Genomic DNA, 20,593 nt, shown 5'->3' on the forward strand with positions numbered 1-20,593 from the left:
GAGCCAACCGCTTGCCGGTGGCTTTTGGTTCACCTCTCCTTGGCGGGGAGAGGTGACTTTCAGATGCCGCTCCAGTTCACCGAATCTCGTCCGCGCTACCCCTTCTCGAACGCCTCGGCAAAACGCATCAGATATTCGCGGAAGACGGAAAGCTCTTTTGCTGAGAACGCATCGAACACCCGCGCTTCCATCGGCACGATGCGCTCGCGCGCGGTGACGAGCGCCTCGCGGCCGGCGTCGCTCATGTGGAGCTCGAGCACGTTGGGGTGGCGCGGATGAAACGAGCGCGTGATCAGGCCCTGCTGCTCCATCGATTTCAGCAGGATCATCATGGCTTGCGGCGAGACGAGGCAGGCCCGCGCCAGCGTCGCCGCGGTGATCCCCGGCTGCACGTCGAGCTCGTGTAGCGCCACATATTGCGCCGGCGTTAGCCCTACGAATTTAAGCGCGTTGCTCTTGGCGCGCACCATCGCCTGCTCGGCGCGCTTGACCAGCATGCCGAGCCGCAACTCCTCGTCCGCCGTCATCTGTGGCGCGTCGCGCCGCGTGGGTGGCGGCCTGTGCCTTGTCTTCACTGCCATGGCACGATCGAGCCGGTGCGGATCACGTGTCCGAAGCTCGCACCCGGCTCCTCGCGTCCGACATGGACAAGCTCGCCGTAATGCGCCTCATCGAAATCAGGATCGAGGGCAAAGTCGATGAGGGGGCCTGCGACCTCGTCGGGCTGTGGTGCGCCCGAAAGATCGAGCCACGGCCGCGAGGCGCCGGTGTCGATCAGTCCCGGCGAGATCGACGCGATCAGGATGCCCCGCGAAAGATCCTGCGCGCGGCGCTGCGCCGCCAGCACCCGCACCGCCGCGACCTGTCCGATCTTGGAGGGGATGTTGATCCAGGCCGGCCAGGCCTGTCCCGGCGCGCGGCCTGAGCGCACCGCATCGCGCCAGCGGCAGACGGCGTGGTCGACATCGTCGAGCGATGTGAGATTCGCAAAGCGCGGATGCAGCGCCGGGGCCAGCGCGCGCAGGCTGCCGGCGCGACTCGCCACCACGAGGAGCCGGCCGCCGTCGCGCAAGAGCGGCGCGAAGCTGCGCAGCATGTTGGTGGTGCCGAGGTTGTTGGCCTCGACATAATAGTCGATGACGTCAGCCGGATTATCCTCCGGCTGCACTCGCGTGTAGTGGTTGGAGAACACGATATCGATGCCGCCGTGACGATCGGCGAGATCGCCCGCGAAACGCTCGATCGCCTCGCGCATGGAAACATCCAGCACTTCGCCGCGGATCTCGGCCTTCGCGCCGGCGATGTTTTTCAGCGACTGCGCGACGCGTTCGCCATCGCGCCCGGTCAGGTACACCGTGTCGGTGGGATCGAGGCGACGGGCGAGCCCCTGCGCCAGGGAGAAGCCGAGGTTGCGCGTCGCGCCTGTGATCAATGCTACTTTGTTCATGGTTTTATTGTTATCAACATATTGATATGAGTCAAGGGGTGCGATTCGAGAAAACGACCTTTCGCCCTGCTGTTTCCTTACCGGCCTTGACGGGCGATGATCGGAGAGAACATCAAGAACGCCACGCCGAATGGCGGCGTCTTCGAGTTCCGGAGATGGCGGCTACGCCACGAATGCAGGAAGAGGAGATCGAATGCGTCTCGTCATCGGATCCGACCACGCCGGCTGGTCGCTCAAGCAGACCGTGATCGACCACGTCCGCAGCCTCGGCCACGAGGTCATCGACGTCGGCTCCCATGACGACAAGCCGGTGGACTTTCCGGATATTGCGCGTGCCGTCGCCCGAAAGGTGACCTCCGGCGAGGCCGCCCGCGGCCTTTTGGTGTGCGGCACCGGGGTCGGCGCCTCGATCGCCGCCAACAAGATGAAGGGCATCCGCGCCGCGGTCTGTCACGACGTTCATTCGGCGCATCAGAGCGTGGAGCATGACGACGTGAACGTCATGTGCATCGGCGCCCAGATCGTCGGTCCCTGGCTCGCCAGGGATCTGATCACCTCGTACCTCGCGGCCGAATTCTCCACCGACGAGGATTTCCGCCGCCGTGTCGAAAAGCTCCACCTCATGGATCGCGACGGCTGAAGTCTGCTACTGTTGCCGGCAATGATCCTCGTCTTCGGTTCCCTCAACATCGACCTGGTCGCCCGCGTGCCGGTCATTCCCGGCCCCGGGCGAACCGTGCTCGCGCCATCCTATGAGACCCATTTCGGGGGCAAGGGCGCCAACCAGGCCGTCGCCGCCGCGCGCATTTCCGGTGCGGGGAAGGTGGCGATGGCGGGACGGGTCGGCCGCGAAGGTTTTGGCGATGCCGCGATCAGGAATCTTGCGGAGAGCGGCGTCGCGACCGGCCTGATCGTCCGCGCCGACGAGCCGACCGGCTGCGCTTTCATCACGGTCGATGCGAGCGGCGAGAATGCGATCACGGTTGCAAGCGGCGCCAACATGGCCGCGCGCGCGGCCGATGTGCCCGACGCGTTCGTCACACCGGATACCATCCTGGTGCTGCAGATGGAGGTGCCGTTCGCGGAGGCGCTGGCGATGGCGCGCCGGACCAGGGCAGCCTCGGGCAAGGTGGTCTGGAATCTGGCGCCAGTGCCGGAGAAGATGAGCGGGGCGATGGTCCGCGATCTACTGCAGGCAACGGATTATCTCATCACCAACGAGCACGAGGCACTCGATGCAGCGTCCGCGCTCGGCACAAAGCCGGCCGATTTCGAAACCGCCGCCGCAGAGCTGGCGAAGGCGGGCCAACTCACCTGCGTCGTTACCGCCGGCGCACAAGGCGCCTTCGCCTTCGCAGCCGACGGCGTGCGTGTTCACGCGCCGTCGTTGAAGATTACCCCCGTCGATACCACCGGCGCCGGCGACACGTTCGTGGGCGCGTTCGCCTGCATCCTCGGCGAAAAGGCGTCGCTGAAGAAGGCACTTGAAGTCGGCTGTGAGGCGGCGGCGCTGAAATGCCTGAAGCTGGGCGCGCAGGACGGGATGCCGGCGAGGGGCGAGATCAGGGCGCTGCGTGCGTAAGCACGTCGCGATCCGGCCAGCGCTCGCGCCGAAGCCCATGCCGCGCTTGAGTTCGGGTGCGATCGTCGCCTGATTTGCCCGACGCCCCTGATTTTCCGAAATCGTGTCAAGCCCTGAAGCGAAAAATATTTCGCTTTATCGGAAGATGGAATCAGGTCTAGCTTCCGCGCCGTCCTGCTTCCACCAGAGGGGCGCTTCGCGATCGTCACGGACGTGGGAGGCGGGATGCGATGGACGCGGCGGCATCAGAAGACGAATGATGCCGAAGCGGACGGCGAAATCGTGTGGTCCTGGCCTCCCGACGCTGGGGTCAAGCCTGTCATGATGATTGACAGGCGACGGTGGCTAAAAAGCCCGGACACCGGGGAGATCACGTATAAGCCGTAAACCATTGCGCAGGGAGTGCCGGTGTTCCGGCGTACCTGTGGCGTTCTTTTTTGCATGCGAGCCGCGGGTGCGACTGGTGCATCCGGTGCTCCCTGCGCCCTCGTATCGACCGAGGGACGATGATGTCGCAAAACCCGGACGAATCGCGCCGCGGGAACGTCGAGGCTTGTCATCTGGAATGCTGAAGCTCGTCATTGCGAGCGAAGCGAAGCAATCCAGACTTTCTCCGCAGAGGTGGCCTGGATTGCTTCGTCGCTTCGCTCCTCGCAATGACGGTGCTACCCTCAAACGCGCAAGAAGAACAACAAGGGAAGGCGACGCACGTGGATTTCAGCCTGACGGAACAGCAGCGCAGCATGGTCGCAAGCGTGCGGGAGCTCGTCGAGAACGAGTTCAAACCGAACGCGGCCAAATACATGAACGGCAGCTTTCCGTGGGCCAACATGAAGAAGCTCGCCGAGATCGGCGTGCTCGGCATGTCAGTGCCGGAAGAGTATGGCGGCCTCGGTCTTTCGATCTTCGATACGGCGCTCCTGCTCGAGGAGATCGCCAAGGGCTGTTATGTCACGGCGATGGCGACGCTGGGAGAAGCCGGCGTGCAGACGCGCGTGATTGCGACCTATGCGCCGAAATCGATCCGCGAGCGCATCCTGCCCAAGGTCGTGAGCGGCGAGTGCATCCTCGCCATCGGCATGACCGAGCCCCACGCCGGCACCGATGTCGCGAACTATCGCACCAATGCCGACGTCAGGGGCGATCGCATCGTGCTCAATGGCGTGAAGACGCTGATCAGCCGGGCGAAGGAAGCCGGGATGTTCGTCATCTTCAGCCGCATCGATCGCAAGCCCGGCCGCGAAGGCATCGGTTGCGTCCTGGTCGAGCCCGACACGCCGGGCTTCGAGGTGACCGGCACCTATCACACCATGGGCGGCGAGAACCTGCACGAAATCCAGTTCAACAATTGCGAGCTGCCGCTGGAGAACCTCGTCATCCGCGAGGACGGCTTTCGCAAGCTGCTCACCGCCTTCAACACCCAGCGCTGCCTCAATCCGAGCATCTCGCTGGGGCTCGCCGAGGGAGCATTCGCCGAGGCCGTGAAATACGCTCGGGATCGCGAGGTGTTTGGCAAGCCGATCGGCGATTTCCAGGGCAACCGCTGGAAGCTCGCCGACATGTACAAGGACATCGAGACCGGACGCAGCATCCTTTATCGTGCCTGCGCAACCGCCGATCCGTTTCCAGATCCCTTCATGGCCGCGGTCGCCAAGGTGTTCTGCAACGAGATGGCCCTGCGCGTGACCAATGACGCGCTGCAGATGCATGGCGGCTTCGGCTTCACCGAGGAATATGCCGTCAACCGCCTCTATCGCGGCGCGCGCTACGGCACGCTCGGCGGCGGCACGTCGGAAACCCTGCGCGACCTGATCGGCAAGCACATCATGGCCGCCGACGGTCCGGATGATCTGTTCGGCTACGACATGGTGGGAAGGTGAAGCGTGGCTGCGCCAGTCCGTCTTCGCTTTCGCTTCGCTCAAGCTACGCCGGACACGCTTCGCCTTTCGGTCATGCGTGGCTGCGCCACGCGTAGCCCGAAGGGCGAAGCGTGGTCCTGGCCGGCGTCGAAGAATATCACCAAGCAACTGATAAACCACAACTTTGTTGTTAGCGAAAACCGAGAATACCATCAGCAATACCAAGCCAATGTTTCACAATTTCGGTTCGAATCCGCTTCGGGCTGAGCTTGCGAGATTGGGAGCTATTCTCGTCAATTCCCTGTGAGCCGCCGCGTCCTTGAAATCCTTGGCGCCTACGCTCCCCGGATGTTCCGCTGGATCGCGCTTCAGACGCTCTCGCGGGTTCCGGAAGCCGCTTCCGACCTTGCCGAACGCTTCTTGCCGACAAGGATTGCCGCGGCTTGGTGTCAGGAAGAATACGGCAGACTTGCACGCGCCTGATTCAGTCAGCTTCCGGCCGAGTGGCCGCGGGAGATCTTCGGCTACATCCAATCGAGTCGGTAGAGCTTCTTGAGAGATGGCATGCGAGCTTCGAAGCGCACTATAAGCGCAGGGCCGGTCCCGACGACGACCGCGCTTATATCGAGACATCATTCCGGGACATCGTGTGGGAATGGCAGGATGTCTTGCCGCCCGACCTGAAGGCGGCCTAAAGGCCCGAACACATGGCAACACCGACCAGCCTGCGACGTCAAGAAAGTCCTTGCCAATGCGGTCGTCCACACATGGCACGGCTGAGACATGCCAACGAGCACCGCGAATGTCTGCCCTCTGGGGCACCTTGGCCAATTCAGGAAAGCTTTTGGAGCTAGTTTGAAAGGTGAGCAATTTTGAACAGCCGACTGCCGCACCGTATGTTGTCTTGGGGATGAGGAGCGGCAAAGTGACGGATAATAAAGAACAGTCACCGGGCCTACGGATCCAAGATACGCAGCGCCGCTGTCCGGTCTGCGCCGCCTTTTGCCTCGCTCAACCCATACTCGATAGCCGCAAAGGCAAGTTGGTTCGTGTATTCCATTGTCAGTGTGGCGAACTCTTTTGGGTCGATTGAGGCCGAGTACTGGCCTTGACCGCGCCCGTTTTAGAAACGGCAGGGAGGGAGCCATGCCGGGTTTCGTGCATATTGTCGATGACGATGTGTCCTTCCGGAGAGCGGTGGAACGTCGTTTGACGAAAGCCGGTTACGGGGTCGCGACCTACGCTTCGGCTGAGCATCTGTTGGACCGCTTGCCCAGCGATAGCGTCCTCGGCTGCATCCTCCTCGACGTGCGGATACCGGGAATGAGTGGGCCACAACTCCAACGGCGCTTGAGCGAACTCGGTTCGACGTTGCCTATCATATTCCTGTCTGGTTATCCCGACATTCCGACTACTGTGCGAACCATTAAGGCGGGTGCAGTGAATTTTCTGACCAAGCCCATATCGTCGGAAGAGCTTCTTCGGGCGATTGAACAGGCCATTGCACTTCATACCTCGAAGTATCGCCAGAAGACGATGCTGGACATCGTTCGCACCCATCTCGCAGCACTGACGCCGCGCGAGCGGCAGGTCTTCAACTTTGTCATTCGCGGTGCAACCAACAAGCACGCCGCTCGCGCATTAGGCTGTACCGAACGCACCATTAAGGCTCATCGCCACAGGCTCATGGAGAAGATGCAGGTCCAATGCTTAGCGGAACTTGTGTCCGTTGCCGAGCGGATTGGCGTTCTTATGTAGATAGGCCACTCCGGCTGTTCACCCGTTGATGGCTTCAAGGTCTGCACCTGCATATCCGCCCGTTGTGAAGGGTTTCGGATGCGGCCCCATGAAGGTCGTGCCACGCACGGCGGGGGCGGCGTCCGAAAGCCTCCAAGGGAGGAAACCGCGCGTAAGGAACGTAAGGCGGTGCGGCAGGTGCTATGGGGATTTGAGTGCCGCGGGCGGGCTTGCTGATTTGGATGGAGCTGTTGCAACGAGTTGTACGACGGCGAAGCCGCTGACGAATGCGCGGTGGAAGGCGTCGAACTCCGAAGGTTGTCTGACGATTTGCGGCGGCAGGCGGATGTCTGGGCGTGCTCTGCCGTGGCCGGTCGAGGCGTGCCGTTATAGCAAAAAAGGCCGCTCCCATGAGCGGCCTTCCGATCATTCAAAAAACGCCCCGGTGTGAACCGACGCGTTTAGCCAAATTAGCGCTGGTCAGGCTTCTGCTGGCCACCTTGGCCGGGCTGCTGATGCTGCTGGCCTGGCTTTTGATCGCCGCCGCCCTGCTGACCTGGCTTGTTGCCCTGCTGGTTCTGTTGGTCCTGGTTATTCTGGTTCGCGTTGCTCATCGGATTTCCTTTCATGAGTATGCCGGGCCAATGGACGGTAGAAGCCTTCGTTCCTGGCCTCCGCCGAAAAGAAAAACAAGCTTGCCCTTGATATTCACCGGCTAAACCAGGGTACGGTGTAGGGCTATTTGGGCGAGCAACGAATGGAGTTAAGCGCTGAGAGAGGTTGTTTACATCAGCACTGCCGTGCGCCGAGCCCCCCGATGAATGAACGGGCGCAATAAGGTCCCGTTGCCGTCATGGCGAGGTATCCCGCTTTTGAAGGCTATAAATCCGTTCGAAGTGGGCCGGAATGGTCAGCAAAGCGCGCGAGTATATCGATTTTTGGGTTGAGAACAGCGTTCATGCGACGGAGGAGTATCGATCTCCGGGCGGTTCTCAGGATGTGACGGAATTAGTCCGCCGATTGGTCAAGGGTGCTAAAGGGCAAGTGCATCACCGAGCAGTCAATGCGGGACGAGGTCGGCGATCTGGCCAAATACGTGTGACAAGCTGAAGGCCGCCAACGCGGTGCGTGAGGTTCGCGGCGCCATCGCGTTCGCGGCGTCCTCGATGACGGCCGCATTCTCAACATTGCCGGCAACTACATCGCCCATGGCGTCCGCCACCGGGCGAGCGAGCTGGTGACCCGGGAATTGGGTCATCAGAGCGAGATCGAGCTTCAGACCAAACTGCAGAATGAGGTCGAGGCCGAGCGTGTGACCCGGCTCGATAAGATGCTGCTCACCGAGCAGCAGGAGCGGGGCGTGATAGACCTGCGGCCAAGAGAGGGGGCGACCTGGCTCGTCCGCGAAAACCGCAACCTCATGATCGGCCGGGTGCGCCACCTGGAGCGCTATGGAATAGCAACCGAGCTTGAGCCGGGACGATGGTCCCTGTCCGACCGCGCCGAGCAAGTCCTGAAGGATCTGGACTACCGCAATGAGGCCATCAACTCGATCCATCGGGCGCTCACCAGGAATGGTCTCGCCGAGGAGCGTGGTTCTGGCCAATTCGCTCTTCACAGCGAAGGCTTAGGCGAGAAGATCGTCGGCCGGGTCCTGACCAAGGGTCTGGCCGGAGACGAGATGGGGGAGCGGGTTTACCTAATCGTCGATGGCATCGATGGCCGGGTCCATCACATGGAGTTCAAGGATCCGAGTCGGATCGAGGAGGTCGGGCGGGACATGATCGTTGAAGCAGCACCCGCGGTCTCCGGTCCAAGACCTGCCGACCGCAACATTGCCGGCAATGCCGGGGAGGACAACGGCATCTACCGGCCGAGCCGGCACCTGGAGCGTATCCGCGACAGCTTTGAGCGGCAGGGCAAGGACCCCGAAGCGTTCGTGCGTTCCCATGTCCGACGCTTGGAGGCATTGCGCCGGGCTGGCCTTGTCGAGCGAATCGATGCCGACAATTGGAAGGTCCCGAAGGACATCGTCGCACGTGGACAGGCTTACGACCTCAGCCAAGGCGGCGATGGCTTGAGAATACGGACGCTCTCGGCCATCGACCTCGACCGGCAGATTGCCAGCGATGGTGCGACCTGGCTCGACCGACAGATTATTGCCGAGGACCGCTCGCAAATCAGGGACAGCGGTTTTGGCAGAGAGGTCAACAGAGCTATTAGTCGTCGGGCTCGGCAACTTGTCGAGATGGGTCTTCTTGCGACGGCAAAAGATGGCAACGTTCACATCCCTGTTGGCACCTTGTCGACTCTTGGGCGACAGGAGGTTGAGCGTGCCGGCCATCAGATGGCAAGAGAGCGCGGCCTAACGTACATGCCAGCAAATGCCGGTGAGTATATCAGCGGCCGCCTCGCTGGCGTCGCCAGTCTTGTCAGCGGACGCTTCGCCATGATCGACAACGGGCTTGGCTTTCAGCTCGTGCCCTGGCAACCCCTCCTCGAGAAGCGCATTGGCCAGCATATCGGCGGCCTTATGCGCGACGACGGTGGCATCGAGTGGACATTTGGAAGGAACAGGGGGCTCAGCTTGTAGTGCAGTCACTGCGAAGGACGCCCACTCCCTTCAATTGGGCCGGACCGCCGCCGCCCTGTTAAGGCGGGCGCGTGCCGCACCCTCGCTTCGCAGCTGGCGGGCCTGACAGGTCATCGGCGGCCCGGCCTAGGCTCGCCGTGCAATTGACGGGGATGGAAGCATCGCGCTTCACTTCTAAGATCGCGGGCTGAGGGTGCCATCATTTTCCGCGGCTTGCTTAGAAGAACAGCTAAAATGGCTGTTGATGCAATTCAGTTTGATAGCGGCGATTATTTTTGAGGCCTCGCTAGATGTTTTGCCTTGGCGTCGAGACACACGTTCGACCTTGAGCCAGCGCACGGCTGCAATGCCAGCAACCCCGCCGCCGGCCGGCGCCCCACCTTGAAGGCGGGACAACTGATCGGGTCGCGCGACTTTTGGCGGGTCTTTCTGCTGAAAAAACGCCCAGACATCCTTCCCTGCCTCGCTGTGACCCCACGCAGCACAACAAACAGCCACCAACGGTGACTGGCGAACGCAGGGGGCGACTCTCTGAAAGTTGGTCGGTCAGCTCCCATGACCCGTCCGGCGAGAAAGCGATCTTTTCCGGTATATCGACGGCGCGCACCGCGGAGAGGTTGATATTGGGTGCCGCAGTATCCATATGGATGATTAGCGCAAGCTGTTCTTTGCAATAAGGCGTGTCCCGGAACGCGACGCCTTAGCCTCGTCAATCCTATGAACGACATCGACTGACCGCACGTCGCTTGGACGTGGGCGTCTGGCGCGCCTTGTGCGTTTCTTGGGTCAGGAGAAATATGCCTGTCGAACACGCCTCCGTGCGAGCCGTTCGCAAGCCGTGGGGGGTTAGCGATCTGCAGCCCTGGAGCGGCATCGACGGTACGGTTGATGCCGTGGGAGAGCTGTGGTTCGAGCGGGCCGACAACGACGCTCCGATTCCTGCCTTGCTGCTCAAGCTGCTGTTCACTAGCAAGCCATTGTCCATCCAGGTCCATCCGGATGATACTTACGCGCGCGCGATGGGAATGCTGAACGGCAAGACCGAGGCATGGTACATCATCTCGGCAGAACCGGGCTCGCGGATCGGCGTTGGATTGGAGCGCCGAGTAACGCCGCAGGAGTTACGCGCGTCGATCCACGACGGCTCGATCGTCGAACTGGTTCGATGGCGTCCGGTCGAGAAAGGCGATGTCATCTTCATCCCGGCCGGCACGATCCACGCTCTCGGTGCCGGCATCGTGCTGGCCGAAGTTCAACAGCGCAGCGACACTACATTCCGCCTGTTCGACTATGGCAGTCAGCGCGAATTGCACGAAGACAATGGCGTGGCGGTGGCCAACGCATGGCCGCTTCGACCTGCGCAAAAGCCGACCCGCCTGACGGCTGAGCGGACGGTTCTCGTCGCCAGCCGATATTTCATTCTCGAGCGGCTTGATCTGCCCGAGGGCTCAAGCTGGGCGTTGCTCGCCGAAGCAGAGACCTGGGTTCTTGTTCTCGACGGCCACGCCGCGATCGGACTGGTCGCGGCATCGATAGGACAGGCGGTCTTCGTCGCCGGCGGCCCCACCAGCATCGAAGTCGGCGTCAATGGGTTGACCGCGCTCGTCGCCTATCCGGCAACCGCGCCGATCGGTTCGCTGTTGCAGCGGCTCGGCGAGTCATCGGTCAATACTGTTTCACGACGCGCCGCTGCCACTGCCGCTCCGGCGCTGATGGACCTTGCCCAGGTGCGAACGTGACGTCGCTCCGCAGGATCGCGGTGATCGGCAACTCGCTGCCACGCCGCTGTGGAATCGCGACATTTACGACCGACCTGCAACGCGCGATCTCGGGGTCCCGGCCGAATCTCGAGACTTGTATCGTGGCGATGACCGACCACGGTCAGGTCTATCATTATCCCGCTTCCGTCGCCTTCCAGGTCAAGGATGACGCGATCGAGGACTATTGTCGTGCGGCGGACTTTCTGAACGCCGGCCGTTTCGATATCGCCTGTCTGCAGCACGAGTTCGGAATTTTTGGCGGAGAGGCGGGCGCCAGCATCCTCGAGCTGCTTTCGCGCCTCACCATGCCGGTCGTGACGACGCTGCACACGGTGCTCGCCAAGCCGACCGTGGGTCAACGTGCGGTGATGGAACGCATCGTCGAAGGGTCCTCGAGGATCATCGTGATGGCCAACAAGGGACGCGAGCTGCTGCGCGGCGTCTATCATGTGCCAGACGAAAAAATCGAAGTCATCGCCCATGGCATTCCCGACTTTCCGTTTGTCGAGCCGGACGTGGCAAGGGCCAAGCTCGGATTCGGCGGCCGTTCCGTCATTCTGACATTCGGTCTGCTGTCCCCCAGCAAGGGCATCGAAGTCATGATCGACGCCATGCCCTCGATCCTGAAACGACGCCCCGACGCGGTCTATGTGGTGCTCGGCGCGACCCATCCCAATCTGGTTCGGGATCAGGGTGAAGCCTATCGCCAGAGCCTGCTGACGCGCGTGCAGCAACTCGGCATCGAGAAGCAGGTCGTGTTCCTCGACAAGTTTGTCGACCAGTCCACGTTGCTCGAATTCATTTCAATGTGCGACGTGTATGTTACGCCCTATCTCAACGAAGCGCAGATGACGTCGGGCACGCTGGCCTACAGCTTTGGCCTGGGAAAACCGGTCGTGTCGACGCCTTATTGGCATGCGCGCGAATTGCTGGCCGACGGACGCGGCGTTCTGGTTCCCTTTGGCGATGTGGCAGCGATCGGCAGCGAAATTGCCCAATTGCTGACCGACGGTCCTCGCCGGCAAGCGATGCGCGAGCGGGCCTACGCGGCCAGCCGATCGATGACATGGGAGCGCACCGCCGAACGTTATTTGGCTGTCTTTGAGAATGCGCGGCATGGACATTGGCTGAAGGTCATCGCGCGCGGCGAGCCGGACACGATCGCGCCGCACGGCCCCGCGGTGCCGGCCATGCAAACCGGTCATTTTCTGTCGATGTGCGATGATACCGGCCTGTTCCAGCACGCCGTACATTCGGTGCCGGATCGCTCGCATGGCTATTGCGTGGACGACAACGCTCGCGCGCTGTTATTGGCCTGTGCCCTCAACGGACCGGGCGAGCAGCCCCTTGCGGATGCGCTGACCGCGCGTTTTGCCGCCTTCGTGCAGCATGCCTGGAACCCGGACAGCGGGCGCTTCCGCAACTTCATGGGCTTCAATCGGACCTGGCTTGAAGACAAAGGCTCCGAAGACAGCCACGGACGGACGCTGTGGGCGTTGGGTGAATGCGCGCGCAAGGATGCCAGTCCGTCACGGCGCCGATGGGCGGCCGCCTTGTTCGCTGCTGCACTGCCGATCGTGAAAACCTTTCATTCGCCCCGCGCGTCGGCGTTCACGCTGCTGGGTCTCGACGCTTATTGCGCTGCGGCTCCCGATGATCATCAAGCCTGCGAGATTCGTCGTGCGCTCGCCGAAAGATTGATGTCGAGCCTCGCCTCGGTCGAGACGCCGGACTGGAAGTGGTTCGAGGAAGGCCTCGCCTACGACAACGCGCGACTGCCGCAGGCCTTGATAGCGACGGGCATGGCGACGCAGACACCGGGCTATGTCGACGCCGGCCTGAGATCGCTGCGTTGGCTGATGACACAACAAACGGCATCGGCGGGGTATTTCCGGCCGGTTGGTACGGCCAGTTTCGGCGAACTCCGGAAATCCCCTCGTACTTTCGATCAGCAGCCGGTCGAAGCGACGGCGACGATTGCCGCCTGCCTGACGGCGTGGCGCGCGAGCGGTGATGCCGAATGGAAGTCCATCGCCGCCAACGTCTTCGCCTGGTTTCTCGGCAGCAACGACCTTTCGCTCGCGCTCGTCGATGTCACGACCGGCAGTTGCCGGGACGGACTGCATCCCGATCGTGCCAACGAAAATCGGGGGGGCGAGTCGGTTGTGTGCTATCTGTTGGGTCTTGCCGAGATTCGGCAGCAAGCTCGCATCAATGTCAGCCTGACAACTGCCGTGGCGATTCACGCCGTTGGCGCTTGATTTAATGCCCGTTCCGACCAACCGAGGGCACGCCGTTGCACGCCACATTTCTGCATAGACAGGCGCTTTATTTGCGGCCCGATCCCGCGCGCGTCATTGTACGCCCGTTCAAGCCGGCGACGGAGCCGCGCGATCTCAACCCGACCGACAAGGCACGCGCCAACCACATCGTCGAACGCGTTCTCGCGCTTGAGCCGGAGGTTGCGGCCAGCCAGCTCGAGGATGTGCTGAATAATTTCGAGGGCCGGCATCGCAACCTGCTGGAGACGTTCGAGCTCCGTGCCGACGAGATGGAGGAGGCCTTCGCGGCGCATGGCGGTTTCTCCGAAACCCAGCGCCAACTCGTCGGCGCCTATTTCATGAACGAGTATTCGTTCGAAGCGTCGGCCCTGTTCAATCCGAGCATCGTACCGCACCCCGACCAGTCGGGGACGTCGACCGGCAGCCTGCGCTTTGTTCTCAGTCTGCGTGCCGTCGGCGAAGGACACGTGTCGTCACTAACCTTCCGCGCCGGCACCGTCGGGGCCGACGGCAGCATCGCGATCGATTCCACGGCCAGGCTCGCGTCGAGTCCCCGGCTCGGGCATTCGATGCCGGGACCGATCGGCGACGAGGTGGAGCTCGTCTTCAGGCCGGATCAGGATATCAGCGAACGCGTCATCTTTCCGGTAACGGACTCCCAGTCGCACGGCATCGAAGATGCCCGCTTCGTCCAGTTCACCGATGGCGGCCGGAAGACCTATTACGCGACCTATACTGCCTACAAGGGCACGGCGATCCGGTCCGAATTGATCGAGACCAGCGACTTCCTGACGTTTCGGATGTCGCCCCTCCAAGGCGCCGCCGCGCGCAACAAGGGCATGGCGCTGTTCCCGCGCAGGATCGACGGCAAATACGCCATGATCGCGCGACAGGACAACGAGAATCTCTATCTCGTCTATTCGGACGACCTGTACACTTGGGAAGGCGGCCTGGCCATCCTCAAGCCGCAATTTCCCTGGGAGTTCGTGCAGATCGGCAACTGCGGCTCACCGATCGAACTGGACGAAGGCTGGCTGCTGCTCACGCACGGTGTGGGGCCGGTCCGGAAATATTCGATCGGCGCGGCGCTGCTCGACAAGCGCGATCCCTCCAAGGTGCTAGCGCGTTCAAGCGAGCCGTTGTTGCGGCCCGGACCATCCGAACGCGAAGGATACGTCCCCAACGTCGTCTATACGTGCGGCGCCATAAAGCACAACGACCAGATCATTCTGCCATACGCGGTATCGGATACTTACTCCAATTTTGCGACCGTCAATATCTCGGCGCTGATGCAGGCGATGCGGGCCTAGTTGCGATCTCCGCGAAGGCAAGGCGCGGCATGCAAGTGCGTTCGACCCATGATGCGAGGAGAGGTGATGGCCCGCGAAACGATTTATTTCGTCCAGTCATTCAACGCCGGCCGAGGCAGCAATCTCAAGGCCGATGCTCCCATACCCTGTAAATCGGCGACAGCGGCCGTCCGAACGGCGGAGCGACTGGCGCCGAGCAAACTCGGCGTCGTTGCCTTCTCATCCACCGGGGATCCGGAAATGGGCGACTATGATGACGAGCCTACGGTCATCTTCCGCATGGGCAAGTTTCCTTCCGCCTTTGACTGAGATCCCGGTGGTGATGCGTGCTGGCGCAACAGCTCGCGCGCGATCGCGAGCCTAACAACGCGCGCGGCGTGTTCGAGCTAACGATCACAGCGGGGCCCTTCTTTATCATCTGGGCCTTGATGTGGGTTGTTCTCGCCCACGGCCATTGGAGTGGCTTCCTGCTGATGGTGCCTGCGGCTGGTCCTCCGTCTCTTCATGATCCAGCATGATTGCGGCCACCGCGCGTTCTTTCACGGCCGCCGTGCGAACGACTGGGTCGGCCGCGCGATCGGCGTTGTGACCCTTACGCCTTGCTCTTAAGCACCGCCACGTATTCCGCTCTACAATCTGAGTTGCGGCATTGAAAGCCGTGTGAAGGCGCGTCAATCATGTCCGCCGCCAGACCTGCCATATCGGCCTAGAGGGTTGGGTGGACTCGGCAAGCTCTTCATGCCAGCATCCTGAAAGTCGATCAGTGAGCGCGTTCCACCGCCTGCGCATTCGGTGATCGCGCTGGCGATCTTCTTGCGTAACTCAGGCGAGTCCTTGTCGCCGGGAATCCTCTTTACAACAATCGCGTCGATGGCGGAGCGCTCTCAGGTGTTCGTGTTTGCTGAATAGTTCGCTCGCCCGAGGCGTAACCGAACTGGGACACTCCGAATTTAGGCTGCTAACTGAGACGGCCCTATTCAGACGCGCGCTATGATAGATTCCGCCGATTGGCAATGCGCACAATAGTAGATTCTCCGATCAAACCCGGCTTTATCCGGCTCGATCCTCGTCAACACCAATGGCCTACCACATCTGGAACAGGGCGGCCGAAGATTGTTGGCGAACTTAAAATCCAAGGGGTCCATGGTGACGTGGACTCAATGTACCGTTCGGCTTGGAGCACGTAACCCAGGCGATGCCAGCCACCCATTAATATGCGACGCGACATCAAGCTGACGAATCTTCTCCAGAAGCTTGTTGCGGGTTAGGCCGGGATCGGACCGACTCGCTTCGGCTTCGAGTCGCTTCTTTTCTTGGGTGAGGCGTTCGTACAGTGTCGGGGATTTGTTGAAGAGCCAAGTCATAGACACTCCTTCCAATATTGGGCGGGAGCGTTACCGGACTCTCAGTCACCGATATGGGCCATATGACAGCGCGGTGATGTAAAGGACTACGCGCTTAATTTGCCCCGAAGTCCATCTAATTCGTATTTCGTCCCTGCGCGCGGGGCAGCCTTACTCCATGTCCTCGATCCAACTGAGCTAGCCGCGAGAAAGAAGAGGACGGCCAGCGCGATCCGGTCCATCGCTATTTCCATGGCTGCAGGTCGAGTTAGTTGGCCTGTCGCGCTTTCTTGAGAAGTAGATCGCGTTGGCGGCTACTAACTGAGGCGGCCTCAATTCTTGCGGCCGACCTCAATCTCGATGGAGAACCGGACGGACATGACTTGCCCCTTGTGGTCCCGGACCTCTATCGAAATTCCTCCCGCCCTAATGGGCCAGCGTAACACCTCCCGTATTGCGTCTGCCAGGGAGTCAGTTGCTTCTTTCTGCACGGCTTCCAGGCTGCGCAGCTCCGTCCCTTCGTCATCAACGCAGAGTCCGTCCCAGTCTCGCTGATCGAAATAATAACGCATTTAGTTACGTTCCCATTGGGCGGGAGCGCGGAGCGTCTCTCAGTCACCGATGTTGGCCAAGTCCGGGCGGTGATGGGGATCAATTTAACAGGTCAGTCCGCGTTCCAAAATCGATTTAGGGCACCTCATAATTTCACTTAAGACAAATGGGGTTGAACACGGACAGCACCCAAGCCGACCGCTGAGAACAGATCGCAAAACGGGAACGGAAAAGAACTTCCGCAAACGGGCAAAACAATTTCCGGCTCGGGTCCCGTATTCGCCCGGAATCCCCAGGCGCCCCGCTCTTCTAAGCTGCGCGCCTTTAATGGCTAACTGGCTAACTGGCGTTCCATTCAACTTTTCAAACACTGCCGCCGAGTTTGCATGTGCATAGACCGCGAACTTTTCGGGGCCCACGCCGTCGGGAATCGGGCCCGCCGGGCAGATCGCGCCATCGAGGCCTACCGTGGCGCCGCAATAGTTACGGTTGCCGGCGCATCGTCCGTCACCGTCGGGAGGATCGCCAAAGCCATTCTCGATCCGCTGGAGCGCCCTCCTGCCCACGGTCGTCACCGCTTCAAACCAAAACGGCGGCCTGACGTGCCCCGTCGATCCTTCCGCCCAGCCGCCTCACTCGTCGCTCTTAATTTCGGGCTTGTCATACAAAACCGCGTTCAAGAGCGAACTATGAACTTCGATCTTTCCATTATAGGTGATGAAGCCGAGCTTGCGAAACTTGTTCATGAAAAAACTGACACGGGAGCGGGTTGTGCCGATCATCTCGGCAAGCGTCTCCTGGCTAACCTGCGTGGTGATGGGCTGTGGGGCGCCATCCTTTCCGAAATTTGCCAGAAGCAGGAGAAGACGCGCGAGCCGTTTCTCGCTCGAATTGAATAACTGGTCTATTAGGTCTTCTTCGATGCGGCTGTTTCGACTTAGAAGATATGCCATGAACAATTCGGAAAACTGTGGCTCGCTTTTGAGTGCCGCGAGCATCGCGGCTTTCGTGATGGAAGTGACCACGCATTCTTCCATTGCCGTCGTTGTTGAAATTCGCAAGGGATGGCCATTCAGGCATCCTTCGCCGAAGAATTGTCCGGGCTCCATGATTCCGACCACGGCTTCCTTGCCCTGCTCGGAGACAACGAGAACCTTGATCTTTCCCTTTTGGATGTAGAAAACAGAATCTGCGGCGTCCCCCTGCGAAAAAACGACCGCGTTCTTTTCAAAATTCAATATGGTTGTGCCCTCGCTGACCTTGGCGAGAAAGAGATTTGGATCAAACAAGCTTTTCGCCGCTTTTGACATGAGGCCCTTGCGCCCGGTGTTGACCTTAGTTTAGCAGATCCGGCGGCCAGCATATTAGGGAACTTGGCTGTTTTGCGCCGGCGAGCCTTGCGCATGGACGCCCGCGGCGGTCGCTTCATGGAAGGGGAAATTGCGGCTCTACCTGATCCTGAAACGAATCTACCTCCGGGCCAACCAATTCGTGGTGGCTTGGTTCCCGCGAGTACACCCCGCGTGGCCGTCCGGCAAACCAGATTTAGCGGTCTGTTTGATTCATTAACTTTTCCGATGTGAGCAATATTGATCAGCAGCCTTGGACTCGGGAAAGCATACTGTCCCAATATCGACGATCTCATTTTAGTTGGTGGGGCGTTCAAATGAGTTCTCTTCAAAAGCGCGCTGGAAACGTCATTGACCCGCGCCTTACAGCGATTGCCAACACGACAGCCAATCTAAGAACTCAAATGCAGGAATTAGACGGGCTACGTGACCGGATCAGGAAGGCGCGCCTATCGGCTCGCAGATCGCGGTTCCCGGTTGTCCAACGCCAAGGGCGTGAGCGCCGCGACCAATGGTCCTGCGGAATTGAGTCGCTTTGTGGGTCGGACAAGCGTTAACGCCGCCTCAGTCGGTGCTGTCCGCAATTCTTCCTTTCCCCGCGCAAATCGTGCACTTTTCCGGATAGATCTTGTGAGTTGCCAGCATGGGCTGCTTCACAGTGGGGAAGCCCGTTCCGTTGCAGGCCGTGCAGGTATGCTCTTTGACCTTCGGCGTCACGATGAACCTTTCAGGTTGCCCTCAGTTCGCGGCCTCTTTCCTTTGTGCGGCTAAAAAATGGACTCCGTGAGGGTTGCGCACCAAAGACCATTCTTAGATGCCAAAGGTCAGCTTGCAGCACCCGTCACAAAATTATCATGTCGGCACGTCTGCGCTGTGCAATTTTGCTCACTCTCGCCGAAAATTGCCCTGCGACGCCTGGATTCCAGGCTGAGCAATATTGCTCAGTAAAATATCGAGAAATGGATCAGTGTCCGGGTTCGGGGAGCGGTCTCTCGACCAGGAGCCGAAAGTGAATCTCATCACGGCATTTGTCGCTGCGCGAGATGATCGGCTCGTCGATGCCGTCAGCGCTGCGCGGGCCCGCGTGACGCGGTCCCGGAAGGGGCGGCGAATAAACGTGCTTTGAATGCACATGTTCGAAAGCAGTCCAGAGATGTTTGAAAGCCGACCAGAGGAGCGCGTGCTGGCGCAACAGCTCGCGCGTTATCGCGAAGCCCAACAACGCGCGTGGCGTGTTCGAGCTGACGATCACAGCGGGGCCCTTCTTTATCATCTGGGCCGTGATATCGATCGTTCTTGTTCACGGCCATTGGAGTGCTCTGCTGCTGATGGTGCCCGCGGCGGCCCTGGTCGTCCGTCTCTTCATGATCCAGCATGATTGCGGTCACGGCGCGTTCTTTCACGGTCGCCTTGCGAACGACTGGGTCGGCCGCGCGATCGGCGTTGTGACCCTCACGCCTTACGATTACTGGCGACGGAACCATGCGCGCCATCATGCGAGCTCAGGCAATCTCGATCAGAGAGGCGTCGGCGACATCGACGTATTGACGGTCCGCGAGTTTGTCGCGCGACCGCGATGGCGCCAGATACTTTATCGCCTGTATCGGCATCCGATCGTGATGTTCGGCATAGGTCCTGCCTATTTGTTCATCCTGCGGCATCGGTTGCCGATCGGGATGATGCGAAACGGCTGGGCGCCCTGGCTGAGTACGATGGGTACGAACGCCGCCATCGCGATTCTGATCGCTGGGATGATCCGGCTGGTCGGCGTGGGACCTTATCTGCTGGTGCATCTGCCCATCATGATTCTGGCTGCATCGATCGGCGTCTGGCTGTTCTATGTCCAGCACCAGTTCGAGTACACGTCCTGGTCCCGCGGTGAGGCCTGGCGTTTTCACGAAGCCGCGCTGCATGGCAGTTCGTACTATCACCTGCCGGGTGTCCTGCGTTGGTTCACGGCGAACATCGGCGTTCACCACGTCCATCACCTGTGCAGTCGAATTCCTTGTTATCGGTTGCCGGATGTATTGCGCGATCACCCGCAGCTCGCTGCCGTCGGACGAATCACCCTGTTCCAGAGCTTGCAGTGTGCACCGCTCGCCTTGTGGGACGAGAATGGGGGGCGTCTGGTTTCATTTGGAGAGGCGGCCGTACATCGAGCGCCCGTTCAGGCAACGGCCACCGGATTTTCGTTTCAGAAATTATGGGCGACCAGGTCGTAAGAACCCCTGCTTCCGCGAACATAAACCTTGGCGGCAGCAGCGCATATCCGGTCACGGTTGGAATCGAACGCGTTCAGGAAACCGGCCTCGTCGGGGCGGGTATCTGGCTGGATGTGCCGGAGCGCGGCCTCGTTTATGAAGAAGGATGCCTCCATTGCGCTATCATATCCCCAGAACCGCACGGCATGCCGGGTTCGGTCGTAGGAGCGGCTATAATTTGGGAACGCAATCATTGCCTGGAACCGATCAAGTTGCCAGTGCACGAGATCCGTGCCGGCCTGCGCACGATCTGCACCAGATATTTCGATGGCCACAGTCCTCACCGCAACGCCGAAAGGCTGCGCTCTCATCTATGTGGCTACGCTGAAATCGGATTACAATGCGGGCCATCCCGGCCGAATAAATAAGTCGCGCAGAGCCTCGTTATCCGGCGAAAGGTCACCATATGTCTGATATCACCGCGCGCCCCCCGGCCGTTATCGGTGACTGAGAGCTTCGCGCTCCCGCCGCGACCAAAGGCGGTCAATATGTCATATGTCAACAAATTCAGTATTCGG

16 protein-coding genes and 2 pseudogenes are annotated in these 20,593 nt (G+C 60.6%); 12 read left to right on the plus strand and 6 right to left on the minus strand.

The window, feature by feature from the left end; all coding sequences use genetic code 11:
* Positions 1-95: 95 nt before the first annotated feature.
* Both VKR55_RS03820 and VKR55_RS03825 read right to left on the minus strand, forming a co-directional pair.
* Positions 96-581 carry a MarR family winged helix-turn-helix transcriptional regulator gene (locus VKR55_RS03820; RefSeq protein WP_324399816.1) on the minus strand — a complete coding sequence of 162 codons (486 nt, stop codon included), beginning with the start codon at positions 579-581 and terminating at the stop codon, positions 96-98.
* On the minus strand, positions 572-1,447 hold the full coding sequence (locus tag VKR55_RS03825; protein WP_324399818.1) for an SDR family NAD(P)-dependent oxidoreductase: 876 nt from the start codon (positions 1,445-1,447) through the stop codon (positions 572-574). The genes VKR55_RS03820 and VKR55_RS03825 overlap by 10 nt, the downstream gene beginning before the upstream one ends.
* Positions 1,448-1,640: 193 nt before the next feature.
* Between VKR55_RS03825 and rpiB the strand changes: the two genes are divergently transcribed.
* The 5 genes from rpiB (at position 1,641) to VKR55_RS03850 (ending at position 7,344) form a co-directional block, all read left to right on the plus strand.
* The gene (gene rpiB / locus VKR55_RS03830; RefSeq protein ID WP_324399820.1) at positions 1,641-2,087 is read left to right on the plus strand and encodes a ribose 5-phosphate isomerase B; all 447 of its coding nucleotides are present in this window, start codon (positions 1,641-1,643) and stop codon (positions 2,085-2,087) included.
* 21 nt (positions 2,088-2,108) lie between these two features.
* Positions 2,109-3,029, plus strand: coding sequence for a ribokinase (locus VKR55_RS03835; protein ID WP_324399822.1), 921 nt, complete (start codon positions 2,109-2,111; stop codon positions 3,027-3,029).
* Positions 3,030-3,739: 710 nt separating this feature from the next.
* Complete coding sequence (locus VKR55_RS03840) at positions 3,740-4,909, plus strand: acyl-CoA dehydrogenase family protein (protein ID WP_324399824.1); 1,170 nt, start codon at positions 3,740-3,742, stop codon at positions 4,907-4,909.
* 1,125 nt (positions 4,910-6,034) lie between these two features.
* On the plus strand, positions 6,035-6,646 hold the full coding sequence (locus VKR55_RS03845) for a response regulator transcription factor (protein WP_324399826.1): 612 nt from the start codon (positions 6,035-6,037) through the stop codon (positions 6,644-6,646).
* A 389-nt stretch (positions 6,647-7,035) separates the two neighbouring features.
* Positions 7,036-7,344 (plus strand): hypothetical protein, encoded by a 309-nt coding sequence (locus tag VKR55_RS03850; protein ID WP_324399828.1) that lies wholly within the window; start codon positions 7,036-7,038, stop codon positions 7,342-7,344.
* Between the two features lie 341 nt (positions 7,345-7,685).
* Here the strand turns inward: VKR55_RS03850 and VKR55_RS03855 are convergent, their stop codons facing one another.
* Positions 7,686-7,835, minus strand: a complete 150-nt coding sequence (locus VKR55_RS03855) for a hypothetical protein (protein WP_324399830.1) — start codon at positions 7,833-7,835, stop codon at positions 7,686-7,688.
* A 27-nt stretch (positions 7,836-7,862) separates the two neighbouring features.
* Here VKR55_RS03855 and VKR55_RS03860 point away from each other — a divergent pair, with 27 nt between their 5' ends.
* From VKR55_RS03860 to VKR55_RS03885, 6 genes and pseudogenes are all read left to right on the plus strand, one after another.
* Positions 7,863-9,218 carry a DUF3363 domain-containing protein gene (locus VKR55_RS03860; RefSeq protein WP_324399832.1) on the plus strand — a complete coding sequence of 452 codons (1,356 nt, stop codon included), beginning with the start codon at positions 7,863-7,865 and terminating at the stop codon, positions 9,216-9,218.
* A gap of 752 nt (positions 9,219-9,970) precedes the next feature.
* Positions 9,971-10,957, plus strand: coding sequence for a class I mannose-6-phosphate isomerase (locus VKR55_RS03865; RefSeq protein ID WP_324399937.1), 987 nt, complete (start codon positions 9,971-9,973; stop codon positions 10,955-10,957).
* Positions 10,954-13,239, plus strand: a complete 2,286-nt coding sequence (locus VKR55_RS03870; protein ID WP_324399834.1) for a glycosyltransferase family 4 protein — start codon at positions 10,954-10,956, stop codon at positions 13,237-13,239. Before VKR55_RS03865 ends, VKR55_RS03870 begins: the two co-directional genes overlap by 4 nt.
* A 35-nt stretch (positions 13,240-13,274) precedes the next feature.
* The gene (locus tag VKR55_RS03875; protein ID WP_324399836.1) at positions 13,275-14,570 is read left to right on the plus strand and encodes a glycoside hydrolase family 130 protein; all 1,296 of its coding nucleotides are present in this window, start codon (positions 13,275-13,277) and stop codon (positions 14,568-14,570) included.
* Between the two features lie 66 nt (positions 14,571-14,636).
* Positions 14,637-14,879: a hypothetical protein gene (locus VKR55_RS03880; protein WP_324399838.1), complete on the plus strand. Its 243-nt coding sequence runs from the start codon at positions 14,637-14,639 to the stop codon at positions 14,877-14,879.
* A 17-nt stretch (positions 14,880-14,896) separates the two neighbouring features.
* A pseudogene (locus tag VKR55_RS03885) lies at positions 14,897-15,170 on the plus strand (fatty acid desaturase); the annotation flags it as partial.
* A gap of 1,075 nt (positions 15,171-16,245) precedes the next feature.
* Here VKR55_RS03885 and VKR55_RS03890 read toward each other — a convergent pair.
* Both VKR55_RS03890 and VKR55_RS03895 read right to left on the minus strand, forming a co-directional pair.
* Positions 16,246-16,485, minus strand: a complete 240-nt coding sequence (locus VKR55_RS03890; RefSeq protein WP_324399840.1) for a DUF6894 family protein — start codon at positions 16,483-16,485, stop codon at positions 16,246-16,248.
* 612 nt (positions 16,486-17,097) lie between these two features.
* The gene (locus VKR55_RS03895; protein WP_324399842.1) at positions 17,098-17,775 is read right to left on the minus strand and encodes a Crp/Fnr family transcriptional regulator; all 678 of its coding nucleotides are present in this window, start codon (positions 17,773-17,775) and stop codon (positions 17,098-17,100) included.
* A gap of 1,192 nt (positions 17,776-18,967) precedes the next feature.
* On the opposite strand from VKR55_RS03895, the pseudogene VKR55_RS03900 reads away from it, so the two are divergent.
* Positions 18,968-20,036 (plus strand): annotated as a pseudogene (locus tag VKR55_RS03900) (fatty acid desaturase).
* Here the strand turns inward: VKR55_RS03900 and VKR55_RS03905 are convergent.
* Positions 20,009-20,350 carry a DUF1488 family protein gene (locus VKR55_RS03905; RefSeq protein ID WP_324399844.1) on the minus strand — a complete coding sequence of 114 codons (342 nt, stop codon included), beginning with the start codon at positions 20,348-20,350 and terminating at the stop codon, positions 20,009-20,011. The pseudogene VKR55_RS03900 and the gene VKR55_RS03905 sit on opposite strands and share 28 nt — an antisense overlap.
* Positions 20,351-20,593: the final 243 nt, after the last annotated feature.

Origin of the sequence: Bradyrhizobium sp. (assembly GCF_035309285.1) — a bacterium.
GTDB lineage: Bacteria > Pseudomonadota > Alphaproteobacteria > Rhizobiales > Xanthobacteraceae > Bradyrhizobium.

Coding starts and splice junctions, on each gene's coding strand:
- VKR55_RS03820 (WP_324399816.1), bottom strand. CDS start 581: ATGGCAGTGAAGACAAGGCACAGGCCGCCACCCACGCGGCGCGACGCG.
- VKR55_RS03825 (WP_324399818.1), bottom strand. CDS start 1,447: ATGAACAAAGTAGCATTGATCACAGGCGCGACGCGCAACCTCGGCTTC.
- rpiB (WP_324399820.1), top strand. CDS start 1,641: ATGCGTCTCGTCATCGGATCCGACCACGCCGGCTGGTCGCTCAAGCAG.
- VKR55_RS03835 (WP_324399822.1), top strand. CDS start 2,109: ATGATCCTCGTCTTCGGTTCCCTCAACATCGACCTGGTCGCCCGCGTG.
- VKR55_RS03845 (WP_324399826.1), top strand. CDS start 6,035: ATGCCGGGTTTCGTGCATATTGTCGATGACGATGTGTCCTTCCGGAGA.
- VKR55_RS03850 (WP_324399828.1), top strand. CDS start 7,036: ATGAGCGGCCTTCCGATCATTCAAAAAACGCCCCGGTGTGAACCGACG.
- VKR55_RS03855 (WP_324399830.1), bottom strand. CDS start 7,835: ATGGGCGATGTAGTTGCCGGCAATGTTGAGAATGCGGCCGTCATCGAG.
- VKR55_RS03880 (WP_324399838.1), top strand. CDS start 14,637: ATGGCCCGCGAAACGATTTATTTCGTCCAGTCATTCAACGCCGGCCGA.
- VKR55_RS03890 (WP_324399840.1), bottom strand. CDS start 16,485: ATGCGTTATTATTTCGATCAGCGAGACTGGGACGGACTCTGCGTTGAT.
- VKR55_RS03895 (WP_324399842.1), bottom strand. CDS start 17,775: ATGTCAAAAGCGGCGAAAAGCTTGTTTGATCCAAATCTCTTTCTCGCC.